The 13437-nt window shown below is 74.3% G+C and carries 4 protein-coding genes and 1 pseudogene; 4 read left to right on the top strand and 1 reads right to left on the bottom strand.

Annotated elements, in window-relative coordinates; all coding sequences use genetic code 11:
* Positions 1-50: 50 nt before the first annotated feature.
* From EV374_RS30950 to EV374_RS30965, 4 genes and pseudogenes are all read left to right on the top strand, one after another.
* Positions 51-9263: pseudogene (locus tag EV374_RS30950) on the top strand (type I polyketide synthase); the annotation flags it as partial.
* Between the two features lie 58 nt (positions 9264-9321).
* Positions 9322-10518 carry an alpha-hydroxy acid oxidase gene (locus tag EV374_RS30955; RefSeq protein ID WP_132240704.1) on the top strand — a complete coding sequence of 399 codons (1197 nt, stop codon included), beginning with the start codon at positions 9322-9324 and terminating at the stop codon, positions 10516-10518.
* An 81-nt stretch (positions 10519-10599) separates the two neighbouring features.
* The gene (locus EV374_RS30960) at positions 10600-11475 is read left to right on the top strand and encodes an FG-GAP repeat domain-containing protein (RefSeq protein ID WP_132240705.1); all 876 of its coding nucleotides are present in this window, start codon (positions 10600-10602) and stop codon (positions 11473-11475) included.
* 87 nt (positions 11476-11562) lie between these two features.
* Positions 11563-11808, top strand: coding sequence for a ferredoxin (locus EV374_RS30965; protein ID WP_192581225.1), 246 nt, complete (start codon positions 11563-11565; stop codon positions 11806-11808).
* A 171-nt stretch (positions 11809-11979) separates the two neighbouring features.
* Here EV374_RS30965 and EV374_RS30970 read toward each other — a convergent pair whose 3' ends face one another.
* Positions 11980-13191, bottom strand: a complete 1212-nt coding sequence (locus tag EV374_RS30970) for a cytochrome P450 (RefSeq protein WP_132240706.1) — start codon at positions 13189-13191, stop codon at positions 11980-11982.
* Positions 13192-13437: the final 246 nt, after the last annotated feature.

Here is a 13437-nt window from a genome sequence, read left to right on the forward strand (position 1 = left end):
AGGGCTTACTGATGGCGAACGAAGAGCAGCTTGTCGAGTACCTCCGGCGCGTGACGGCCGACCTGCACGAGACGCGGCGCAAGCTGCGTACCGCGACGGAGCGGGAGCCGATCGCCATCGTCGGCATCGGCTGCCGCTTCCCCGGCGGCGTGCGCTCCGCCGACGACCTGTGGGAGCTGGTGTCGTCCGGCGGCGACGGCATCACCGACTTCCCCACCAACCGGGGCTGGGACCTGGACGACCTGTTCGACCCGGACAGCGGCTCCGGCACCAGCTACGTGCGGCGGGGCGGGTTCATCCCGGACGCCACCGACTTCGACGCGGGCTTCTTCGGCATCAGCCCGCGCGAGGCGCTCGCCATGGACCCGCAGCAGCGGCTGATGCTGGAGACGTCGTGGGAGGCGTTCGAGCACGCCGGGATCGACCCGCACTCGCTGCGGGGCAGCCGGACCGGCGTGTTCGTCGGCGCGAACAGCGTCGAGTACCTGAACGCCATGCAGCGCGACGTGGACGCGCTGATCGGCTACACGATGACCGGGGTCGCGGGCAGCGTCGTGTCCGGCCGGGTGTCGTACGTGCTGGGGCTGGAGGGCCCGGCCGTCACCGTGGACACGGCCTGCTCGTCGTCGCTGGTGGCGGTGCACGTGGCCGCGCACGCGCTGCGCAGCGGCGACTGCGACCTCGCGCTGGCGGGCGGCAGCTGCGTCATCTCCACGCCCGGCACGTTCATCGAGTTCTCCAGCCAGAAGGGGCTCGCCCCGGACGGCCGGGTCAAGGCGTTCGCCTCGGCGGCGGACGGCACGGCGTTCGGCGAGGGCGTCGGCGTACTCGTGCTGGAGAAGCTGTCGGACGCGCGCCGCAACGGGCACCGCGTCCTGGCGGTGGTACGCGGCTCGGCCGTCAACCAGGACGGCGCGTCGAACGGCCTCACGGCGCCGAACGGGCCGTCGCAGCAGCGGGTCATCCGGGCGGCGCTGGCGAACGCCGGGCTCACCACGGCCGACGTGGACGCGGTGGAGGCGCACGGCACCGGCACCACGCTGGGCGACCCGATCGAGGCCCAGTCGCTCATCGCCACCTACGGCCAGGAGCGTGACCGGCCGCTCTGGCTCGGCTCGGTGAAGTCGAACTTCGGGCACACCCAGGCCGCCGCCGGCGTCGCGGGCGTGATCAAGATGGTCATGGCGCTGCGGCACGAGGAGCTGCCCCGCACCCTGCACGTCGACAAGCCGTCGCACCACGTGGACTGGGCGGACGGCGCCGTCCAGCTGCTCAGCGAGCCGGTGCGGTGGCCACGGGGCGAGAACCCGCGGCGCGCGGGCGTCTCGTCGTTCGGCATCTCGGGCACCAACGCCCACGTGCTGATCGAGGAGCCACCGGCCGCCGAGGCCCCGCAGAGCGCCCCGCCGGCCGAGGGCCCCGCCACGTGGGTGCTGTCGGCCCGGACCGAGGCGGCGCTGCGCGAGCAGGCGGTCCGGTTGCGCGACCGCCTGAGCGACGACCTCGGCACGCACGACGTCGCGTACGCGCTCGCCAGCACCCGCGCCCGCCTCCCGCACCGCGCCGTCCTCGTCGGGGACCGGGACGAGCTGTCCGCCGCGCTCGACGCGCTCGCCGACGGCGGTGCGGCCCGCAACCTCGTCACCGGGCTCGCCGACGCCGGCGAGCGCACCGCGTTCCTCTTCCCCGGCCAGGGCTCGCAGTGGCTGGGCATGGCCGCCGAGCTGCTGGACACCGCACCGGTCTTCGCCGAGCGGATGGCGGAGTGCGCCACCGCCGTGGACCGGCACACCGACTGGTCGCTGCTCGACGTGCTGCGCGGCGTCCCGGGCGCCGCCTCCCTGGACCGGGTCGACGTCGTCCAGCCGGCGCTGTTCGCCATGATGGTCTCGCTGGCGGCGCTGTGGCGCTCGCACGGGATCGAGCCCGCCGCCGTCGTCGGGCACTCCCAGGGCGAGATCGCCGCCGCCTGCGTGGCCGGCGCGCTCACCCTGGACGACGCCGCCCTGGTGGTGACCCGGCGCAGCCAGCTGATCGCCGTGGACCTCGCCGGGCGGGGCGGCATGGTGTCCGTGTCGGAGCCGGTGGCGAAGGTCGCCCGGCGCCTGCGGCCCGGGCTGTCGGTCGCCGCCGTGAACGGGCCGTCCACCGTGGTCGTCTCCGGCGCGCCCGAGGCGCTCGACGAGCTGCTCGCCGAGTGCGAGCGCGACGAGGTCCGCGCGCGGCGCATCGACGTCGACTACGCCTCGCACTCCGCGCACGTCGAGTCGATGCGCGACGAACTGCTCCGGGTCCTCGCCCCCGTGCGGCCCCGCACCGGCGACGTGCCGCTCTACTCGACCGTCACCGGTGAGCTGCTCGACACCGCCGAGCTGGTCGCCGAGTACTGGTACCGCAACCTGCGGCAGACCGTCGAGTTCGAGCAGACCGTACGCGGCGTCATCGCCGACGGCATCGACTCCTTCGTCGAGGTCAGCTCGCACCCGGTGCTCGTACCCGCCGTGCAGGACCTGCTCGACGAGGCGGGCGGCGGCTCGGTCGTCGGCACGCTGCGCCGCGACGAGGGCGGCCTGCGCCGGTTCCTGCTGTCGCTGGGGCAGGCGCACACCCGGGGCGTGCAGCCGGACTGGGCCACGCTGGTCACCGCCCCGGCCCGACCGGTCGCCCTGCCGACGTACGCCTTCCAGCGCCGCACCTACTGGCCCAGCGGCGCGGGCGGCCCGGTCGACGCCAGCGGCCTCGGCCTCGGCTCCACCGGCCACCCGCTGCTCGGCGCGACCGTGTCGCTCGCCGGCGCGGACGGGGTGCTGCTCACCGGCCGGCTGTCGACCTCGGCGCACCCGTGGCTCGCCGACCACCGGGTGGCGGGCCGGATCCTCCTGCCCGGCACGGCCTTCGTCGAGCTGGCGGTCCGCGCCGGCGACGAGGTGGGCGCCACCGAGGTCGAGGAGCTGACGCTCGAAGCGCCCCTGGTGGTGCCGGAGCGGGGCGCGGTGCAGGTCCAGCTCCGCGTCGGCGAGCCCGGCCCGGACGGCGCCCGGCGGCTGACGGTCCACTCGCGGCCCGACGGCGACGGTCCGTGGACCCGGCACGCCACCGGCAGCCTGGGCACCGGGAACTCCGGCGCCGGCGACCGCGCGGCGGCCCCGGCGGGCGTCTGGCCGCCCGAGGGCGCCGAGGCCCTGGACACCACCGAGCTGTACGACCGGTTCGCGGCGCTCGACGTGACGTACGGCCCCGCCTTCGGCGGCCTGGGGTCGGTGTGGCGGCGGGGCGACGAGCTGTTCGCCGAGGTCACCGCCCCCGAGGCGGCGAAGGTCGCGGGCTTCGGCCTGCACCCCGCGCTGCTCGACGCGGCGCTGCACCCGCTCGGCCTGGGCGTGTTCACCTCCGACGACGGCGAGGGCGGGCCCTGGCTGCCGTTCGCCTGGCACGGGGTGACCCTGCACGCCACCGGTGCCGCCCGGCTGCGGGTCACCATCCGGTCGGCGGGCCCGAACGCCGTCGCGGTGACCGTCGCCGACCACGCCGGCGCGCCGGTCGCCACGATCGACGCGCTGGCCGTGCGCCGCCTGCCCGCGAACGCGCTCGCCGACCTGACCAACCCGCGCCACCAGGCGATGCACGTGCTCGACTGGGTGCCCGTCCCGGTGGCCGACGGCGCGGCCACGGTCGCGGTCGTGGGCGGCGAGCTGCCCGGCGCCACCGCGTACGACAGCCTCGCCGCGATCGGCGAGGTCCCCGACTTCGTGGTCCTCCCGGTCACCTCCGACGGCGACGACCTGGTCGGGGCCACCTACCGGGCGGTGGAGCACACCCTCGCCGCCGTCCAGGAGTGGCTCGCCGACGACCGGTTCGCCGCCGCCCGCCTGGTCGTGCTGACCGAGGGGGCCACCGACGCGACCCGGCCGGCGCTCGCCGCCGTGTGGGGCCTGCTGCGCTCGGCCGCGTCCGAGAACCCCGGCCGGATCGTGCTCGTCGACGTGGCGGGCGGGCAGTGGGCGGCGAACCTCGTGCCGGCGCTGCGCTCGGGCGAGCCGCAGCTCGCCCTGCGCGGCACCGAGGTCCTCGTACCGCGCATCGCGAAGGCGTCCGGGCAGCCGGGCACGCCACCGGAGATCACCGGCACGGTCCTCGTCACGGGGGCGTCGGGCACGCTCGGCCGCCTCGTCGCCCGGCACCTCGTCGCGCGGCACGGCGTCCGTCGCCTCGTGCTCGCGGGCCGTCGCGGCATGACCGGGGACCTGCGGACGCTGCACGACGAGCTGACCGCCCAGGGCGTGCACGTGACGGTCGCCGCCTGCGACGCCGCCGACCGCGAGGCGCTGGCCGCGCTCGTCGCGGAGCATCCGCCCACGGCGGTCGTGCACACGGCCGGCGTCCTGGACGACGGGATGATCCCGTCGCTCACGTCGGAGCGGGTCGCGACCGCGCTGCGCCCCAAGGTCGACGCCCTCGTCAACCTGCACGAGCTGGTCGGCGACGTGAGCGCCTTCGTCGTCTTCTCCTCCGCCGCGGGCGTCCTCGGCGGCCCCGGCCAGGGCAACTACGCGGCGGCCAACGCCTTCGTCGACGCGTTCGCCGCGTACCGGCGCGCCCTGGGCCTGCCCGCGGTGTCGCTGGCCTGGGGCATGTGGGCGGAGCGCACCGGCCTCACCGGCGCGCTCGACGACGCCGACCTCGCCCGGATGCGGCGCTCCGGCGTGCGGCCCCTCTCCACCGAGGACGGGCTCGCGCTCTTCGACGAGGCGCTCGGCGCGCCCGAGGCCGCCCTCGTGCCGATCCACCTGGACCTCGCCGCCCTGCGGGAGCAGGCAACCGGCGGCGTGCTGCCCCCGGTGCTGCGCGGCCTGGTCCGCACCCCGGCACGGCGCCAGGTCTCCGCCGACGCCGCGGCGGCCTCCGACCTGGTCGCGGCCCTCGCCGGTCGCGGCCCGGCCGAGCGCCGCAAGGAGCTCGTCGACATCGTCCGTACGCAGGTCGCGGTCGTGCTCGGGCACGGCGGCGCCGAGGCGGTGGGCGCGACGAAGGCGTTCAAGGAACTGGGCTTCGACTCGCTCACCGCCGTCGAGTTCCGCAACCGCCTCAACGCGGTCGTCGGCCTGCGGCTGCCCGTCACGCTGGTCTTCGACTACCCGAACCCCACCGCGCTGGCCGAGCACCTGGACGCGGAACTCTTCGCCGGTGGGTCGGCCGCAGCCGTGGTCGTGGCCGCCACCGACGGCACCGACGACCCCATCGCGATCGTCGGCATGGGCTGCCGGTTCCCCGGCGGCGCCACCTCCCCGGAGAAGCTGTGGGACCTGGTCGCGGGGGGCGTCGACGCGGTGGCCGGCTTCCCGACCGACCGGGGCTGGGACATCGACAACCTCGTCGACCCGGACCCGGACAAGCCCGGCCGCACCTACTGCGGGGAGGGCGCCTTCCTGTACGACGCGGCCTGGTTCGACGCCGAGTTCTTCGGCATCTCCCGCCGCGAGGCCCTGGCCATGGACCCGCAGCAGCGGCTGTTCCTGGAGACCTCGTGGGAGGCCGTCGAGCGCGCCGGCATCGATCCCACCACCCTGCGCGGCAGTCGCACCGGGGTGTTCGCCGGCCTGATGTACCACGACTACACCGCGCACCTTCAGCACCTGCCTCCCGAGCTCGACGGCTTCATCGGCACCGGCGTCGCCGGCGGCGTGGTCTCCGGCCGGGTGTCGTACGCGCTGGGGCTGGAGGGGCCGGCGGTCACCGTCGACACGGCGTGCTCGTCCTCGCTGGTCACCCTGCACCTGGCCGCCCAGTCGCTGCGCCGGGGCGAGTGCACGCTCGCCCTGGCCGGTGGCGTGACCGTGCTCGCGACGCCCAACGCGTTCATCGACTTCAGCCGCCAGCGGGCCCTCGCGCCGGACGGCCGGTGCAAGTCCTTCGCGGCCGGCGCCGACGGCACCGGCTGGGGCGAGGGCGTCGGGGTGCTGGTGCTCGAACGGCTCTCCGACGCGCGCCGCAACGGCCACCCGGTGCTCGCCGTCGTGCGCAGCACCGCCGTCAACCAGGACGGCGCGAGCAACGGCATGACCGCGCCGAACGGGCCGTCCCAGCAGCGCCTGGTCAACCAGGCGCTCGCCGACGCGGGGCTGCGACCGGCCGACGTGGACGCCGTCGAGGCGCACGGCACCGGCACCACCCTGGGCGACCCGATCGAGGCCCGGTCGCTCATCGCGACGTACGGCCGCGACCGGGGCGAGCACCCGCTCTGGGTCGGCTCGATCAAGTCGAACATCGGGCACACGCAGGCCGCCGCCGGCGTCGCCGGGGTGATCAAGATGGTGGAGGCGATCCGGCACGGCCTGCTGCCGCCGACCCTGCACGTCGACGCGCCTTCTCCGCACGTGGACTGGGCGGACGGGGCCGTCCAGCTGCTGACCGCTGCGGTGCCCTGGCCGGAGACGGGACGCCCGCGCCGCGCCGGCGTCTCCTCGTTCGGCATCTCCGGCACCAACGCGCACGCGATCATCGAGCAGGCGCCCGAGCCCGTGGTGGTGGACTCGACGGCCGAGGTGCCGGTGGTGCCCCTGGTGGTGTCCGGCCGGGACCAGGCCGCGCTGCGCGACCAGGCGGCCCGGCTCGCCGCCCACCTCACCGACGCGGCGTCCGCCGTGGACGCCGGCTTCTCGCTCGCCACCACCCGTACCGCCCTGCGGCACCGGGCGGTCGTGCTCGGCCGGGACCTGGCCGAGCTGCGCGCCGGACTGGCCGCGCTGGCCCGTGGCGAGAACGCCCCCGGGGTGGTGGGCGGGGTCGCCGACACCGCCGGGGCGACCGCCGTGCTCTTCACCGGGCAGGGGTCGCAGCGGGTCGCGATGGCGGGGGAGCTGACGGGCTTCCCGGTGTTCGCGGCGGCGTTCGACGAGGTGTGCGCGGAACTGGACGGGCATCTTGAGCGGCCGTTGCGGGAGGTGTTGGGTTCCGAGGAGGTGCATCAGACGGGGTGGGCGCAGCCGGCGTTGTTCGCGGTGGAGGTGGCGCTGTTCCGGTTGTTCGAGTCGTGGGGGGTGCGGCCGGACTTCGTGGCGGGGCACTCGATCGGTGAGCTGGCGGCGGCGCACGTGGCGGGGGTCCTCACCCTGCCGGACGCCGCCCGGCTGGTGGCCGCCCGCGGCCGGCTGATGCAGGCGCTGCCGACCGGCGGAGCGATGGTGGCCGTACGCGCCACCGAGGACGAGGTGGTCCCGCTGCTCTCCGACGCCGTGGCGGTCGCCGCCGTCAACGGCCCCACCTCGGTCGTGCTCTCCGGCGAGGAGGCCGCCACCCTGGGGGTCGCCGAGAAGTTGGCCGCCAGCGGCCGCAAGACCAGGCGGCTCACCGTGTCGCACGCGTTCCATTCGCCGCTGATGGAGCCCATGCTCGACGAGTTCCGCGCGGTGGCCGGGTCCGTCACCCACCACCCGCCGACGATCCCGCTGCTCTCCACGGTCACCGGTGAGCCCGCCGAGCTGACCCCCGAGTACTGGGTGCGTCAGGTACGGGCGACGGTCCGGTTCGCCTCGGCCGTCGAGGCGCTGGCGGCACGCGGCGTACGCACCTTCCTCGAACTGGGCCCGGACGCGGTGCTCACCGCGCTCGGCCGGGAGTGCGTGGCCGACGCCGAGTTCGTGCCCGCCCAGCGCGCCGACCGGGACGGGCCGCAGGTGGCGACCGAGGCGCTCGCCCGCCTGCACAACCGCGGCGTACCCGTCGACTGGCCGGCCTTCTTCGCCGGCGCGCGCCCGGTCGCCCTGCCCACGTACGCCTTCCAGCGCACCCGCCTGTGGCCGGACCCGCCCGCCGCCGCCGCGCCCGGCGACGACTTCTGGGCCGCGGTCGAGCGCGACGACCTGGGCGCGCTGCTGGGCCTGGACGACACCGCGACCCTGAAGGACGTGGCGGTGGCGCTGTCGTCATGGCGACGCGGGCCCGCGCCCGGCTACCAGCTGCGGTGGTCCCCGGTCACGGAGCTGCCGGTGCCCGCGCTGCGGGGCGTGTGGCTGGTGCCGACTGACGCCGACCGGATCGCCGGGGCGATGGCCCGGCACGGCGCCGACGTGCGCGTGTACCGCGAGGGAACGGCGGACGAGCTGCTCGACCTGGTGCCCGAACACGTGGCGGCGGGGGTGCTGACGACGTCCGCCGGCCCCACCCCGGCCGGGCTGCTGCGGGCCCTCGACGAGTCCCGCGTGGAGGCTCCCGTGTGGTGCCTGACCCGGGGCGCGGCCGCGGTCACCCCCACCGAGCGGATCACCGACCTGGACGGGGCGGCGGCGTACGGCTTCGGCCGGTCCACCGCCCTCGCCACGCCCCGGGCCTGGGGCGGGGTCGTCGACCTGCCGGAGACGCTCGACGAGCGGACGCTGACCGCCCTGTGCCGGGTGCTCACCCGGGGCGCCGGCGAGGACCAGGTGGCGCTGCGCTCGGCGGGCGTCTTCGCCCGCCGGCTCGTCACGGCCCCCGCGCCGACCGCTGAGCCGTGGCGGCCCACGGGCCCGGTCGCGCTGCACGGCGGTCCGCTGGCGGACCGGATCGCCGCCCTGCTGGAGGCGGCGGGCGCGACGGTCACCACGGGGGCCGCCGACACGGTGGTCGTCACCAGCGACGCCGACGACCCGGTCGCGACCGCCCTCGCCGCCAGCGCCGAGCGGCTCGTCCTCGTGCACACGGCCGACGAGATGTTCGGTGTCGCCGGCGCCGCCGGGACGGCGGCCGTGTTCGACGCCATCGCCCAGCAGCGCGACGGGGCGGTGTCGGTCGCGGTCGGCCCGGACGTCACCGTCGAGCAGTTCGGCGCGGCGGTGGGCGCGGGCACGGCCGGCCGGGTCGCCGCCGCCGTGGACTGGCCCTCGTTCGTACCCGACTACACCCGGTACCGGCCGAGCCCGCTGCTGCGGGACCTGCCGGACGCGATGCGCCACGTCACCGAGGCCGCCGAGGACACGCTCGACGCCGACAGCCCCGACGCGTTGCGCCGGCTGCTCGACGGCGCCGACGAGGCCGAGACCCGCGCGGTGCTGTCCCACGTGGTACGGGCCCAGACCGCGTACACGCTCGGTCTGCCGTCGGCCGCCACGGTCGACGAGAACCAGGAGTTCCTCGACATCGGCTTCTCCTCCCTCACCGCCGTGGAACTGCGGCGCCGGCTCGAGGCCCTCACCGGGCTGGAGCTGACCGCCGCGCTCGTCTACGACCACCCGACGCCTGCCGAGGTGGTCGAGGAACTGCTCGCCCAGCGGGCCCTCGTCGCGTAGCAGACCCCCCACGACGAGGAGCGGACCTTCGTCACCCCCCTCTCGGAAGGAAGCCCTCATGAGCAAGTCCGCTCGGATGAGCACGCTGATCAAGCCGCCCAAGGTGGCGTGGAACCCGACGGAACGCCGGCTGCTGCGCGCGGCGGGCATCGCCGACCTGCGCGACGTGGCCCGCCGGGCGGTGCCCCGGATGGTGTTCGACTACTGCGACGGGGCGGCGGACAGCGAGCGCAGCCTCAGCCGCGCCCGGGAGACGTTCGCCAACATCGAGTTCCAGCCGTCGGTGCTGCGCGACGTGTCCCACCTGGACACCAGCCGGACGGTGCTCGGCAAGCGGCAGAAGCTGCCGTTCGCCCTGGCGCCGGTCGGCTTCAACCGGGTGATGCACGCCGAGGGCGAGCCGGCCGTCGCGTCGGTGGCGCAGCAGTTCGGCATCCCGTACTCGGTCTCCACCCTCGCGACCACGTCCCTGGCGGACGTCGCCGCCGCCGCGCCCGAGGGCCGGCACTGGTTCCAGCTGTACTTCGCCGAGGACCGGGCGATGGTGAAGGAACTGATCGCGCTCGCCGAGGAGGCGAAGTTCGACACCATCCTGCTGACGCTGGACACGCCGATCTCCGTGCCGCGCCGCCGCGACATCCGCAACGGCCTGACCATCCCGCCGTCGATGAGCGTCGGCACCATCGCCGAGGCGTTCCTGCACCCGGGCTGGTGGATGCGGCAGTGGCGGGCCGGCACCCCGTCCCCGCAGGTGCTCAAGGCCACCGGCGGGTCCGCGTCCGACATGATCAAGCGGGTGTTCAACCCGCGGCTGTCCATCGACGACGTCGAGTGGCTGCGCGGCGCCTGGTCCGGCAAGCTCGTCGCCAAGGGCGTGCAGAGCGTCGCCGACGCCAGGCGGGTCGCGGCCGTCGGCGTCGACGGGGTGTGGCTGTCCACGCACGGCGGACGCAAGCTCGACCGGGCCCCGGTGCCCGTCGAGCTGCTGCCCGACGTCGTGGACGAGGTGGGCGACCGGGTCGAGGTGCTCGTCGACACCGGCATCACCTCGGGCGCCGACATCGTGGCGGCGATCGCCCTGGGCGCCAGCGCCGCCGTGGTCGGCCGGGCCTACCAGTACGGCCTGATGGCCGGCGGCCGGCGCGGCGTCGTACGGGCCATGGAGATCCTCAGCCGGGAGATCGAGGTCACCATGAAGCTGCTCGGGGTCTCCTCGGTGGGCGAGCTGAACCGTTCGCACGTCAGGTTCCGCTGATTCCCGCCGTTTCTCGATCTCCGGTCGGAACGATCGGGCTGTCGTATTTCGGGGCGTACGTGGAGGTTATTTGTGGCACGCATGAGCGGGAACGGTCACTGCCGTTCGTTCAACGGGGACGGGAGGATGGACATCATGGTCCGCGACGACGTCACGGGCGAACTGCTGGTCTTCCCGCACAGCGGCAGCTTCCGGGGTAGCGAGACCTTCGGCGCGCCGGAGCTGATCAGCACCGGCTTCCATCCGAACCGGAACCACGGGCTGGTCCGCCCCATCGACGTCAACGGCAACGGCTACGCCGACGTCATCGGCATCAGCATGACGCACATGAACGAGACGCACGGGATCTTCCTCTATCCGAACAGGGGTGGGCTGAACGGTCTCGACACCCTCGGCGAGCCGATCCGCATCTCCGGCGCCCGCGACGACAAGAAGTGGGAGACCCTCGGCATCGCGGACCTGGACCTGGACGGCTGCGACGACATGTTCGGCCGCGAGCAGAACGCGGGCCACGTCGACGCGTTCTTCAACCAGCGGCAGGTGACGCAGAACGAGACGTACGACCGCACCGCGCACCGCATGGTGACCGTCGACGTCGACGACTTCCCGCTCGCGATGGCCGACTTCACCGGCACCGGCCGGGCCGACCTGCTGGTCCGGCGCGCGAACGGCGACCTCGACCTGTGCGAGTTCGCGCACGACACCTCCGGCGAGGGCCCGTGGTGGCGCGGCGAGGGCCGGTGGTTCACGCTCGCCCACGGCTGGCAGGAGTACGAGATCATCACGGTGACCGACATCGATCTCGACGGCCGCCCGGACGTGCTGGGCCTGCGCCCCGACGGCACGCTCGTCGTCCACCTGCACAACGGCACGTTCGACCCGGACCGGCCGTTCGCGACGCTGTCCGCACCGGAGGTCGTCGCGACCGGCTGGCAGAAGTACTCGGTGGTGAGCTGACGTGGGCCGGCTCGCGCCGCGACCGGGCGGGCCGCCACGCGCGGCCCGGCAACCCGACACAGTGCACGCACGACGAGAGGAGCAGTGGTGAGCGCGAACGAGGCCGGCGACCAGGCCGGGTGGCGGCTGGTGGTGGAGTCGAAACGCTGCATCAGCTCGGGCTTCTGCGTGGGCAGCGCGCCGGACCACTTCGCGATGGACCCCGTCTCCCGGCCGCTGGCCGACGTGGTGGCGCCGTCCGACCAGGTGATCGAGGCCGCCGAGTTCTGCCCCGTGGAGGCCATCTCGGTGATCGACGCACAGGACGGGACGCCGATCGCCCCGAAGCGATGACGGCGGGGCCCGCCAGGTGCGACCACGCCCGGCGGGCCGACGTCCCGCACCGGCCGCGGTAGGCGGCCTTTCTTCGTTTCCGCTGCGGCCGGGCCCGGGCGGTCCAAGCTGACAGAACGCGGTCCGCCGGCCACCTCGCGGGTGACCGGCGGACCGCGTCTTCCGTAGCGCTCAGACCGTGACCGGCAGGGAGATCAGGGCCGGCACCAGCGGCGTACGCCGGACCCTCAGCGACTCCCGGGGCGCGGCGAGCTTGATGTTCGGGAAACGGGTGAACAGCTCCCGGAGGGCGATGGTCGTCTCCATCCGGGCCAGCTCCGAACCCGAGCAGAAGTGCGGGCCGCCGCCGAACGCCACGTGCGCCTTGTCCTCGCGGTCGATGTCGAGCACCTGCGGATCGGGGAACCGCTTCGGGTCGTTGCCCGCCGCGGTCAGGTGCAGCAGCACCGTCTCGCCCTTGGCGATCTTCGTGCCGTCGATCTCCAGGTCCTCGGTGGCGAAGCGGCGGAAGCCGTGGTGCACGGAGCCGTGCTTGCGCAGCAGCTCCTCGACGGCCACGTCGAACAGGTCCGGGTCCTTGCGGAGCCGCTCCAGCGTCTCCGGGCTGTCGAGCAGCGCCAGCGCGCCCCGGCCGATCATGCCCGCGGTGGTGTCGTACCCGCCCAGCATCGTCAGCAGGGCCAGGGCCATCACCTGGTAGACGTTGAGTTCGGGCTCGCCGTCGGCGTTCTTGGCGTGGATCCAGTACGAGAAGAGGTCCTCGCCGGGCTCCTTCGTCTTCTCCTCGCGGACCATGTTCATGAAGTGCGACATCTTCGTGCGGACCATCGCGTTGGTCTCGTTGTCGCCGCTGAACACCAGGTCCGCCCAGTGCTTCAGGTCCTTGCGGTACTCCTCGCGGATGCCGAGCACGTCGCAGACGATCGTGATCGGCAGGATGGCCGCGTAGTCCTCGACCAGGTCGCCGCCGCCGGCCGCCTCGATCGCGTCCAGCCGGGCCTTGACCAGCTGGTGCACCCGGGGGCGGAAGGTCTCCAGGTTGCGGGGCAGGAAGGTGAAGTTGATCATCTTCTTGAGCCGCGTGTGCTCCGGCGGGTCGAGGGTGACGATCGTCCCGGTCGCCTCGCCCTCCGGGAAGCGCTTGCTGGTGAAGTCCCCGTTGCTGTACTCGCGGGGCCGCGCGAGGCGCCTGTCGCGGAGCGCGGAGTAGACCTCGGCGTGGCCGGTCACCAGCCACACGGGGCCGTGGTCGGGCAGGCAGGTGCGGTGCACGGCACCCTTTTCGTGCAGTGACGCGTAGACCTCGTACGCCGCGTACGGGCTAGCGAAGTAGTCGTCGTCCATCACCATCTGATGCCCGTGCGCCGGGCACTTGTTCGCCATGTCGTCCTCGCTGTGGTCTGAGCAGGAATCGCCGTCGGCCTCCGGTGCGCCAGGCGTCACGGACCGCGCGCTCCTGATGTTGCCCGCAGACGGTCCACGCTCGGGTAATCGTGGAGGCGATCGTGGCTGGTGCGGAGTGGGTCGGTGGGTTAGTGGGTGAGTGCGGGGATTTGGATTTTGGCGTCGTGTTCGAGGATGCGTTGTTGGAGTTCTTGGAGGCTGCGGCCGGGTTCGAGGCCGAGGCCG

The organism is Micromonospora sp. CNZ303 (assembly GCF_004345505.1).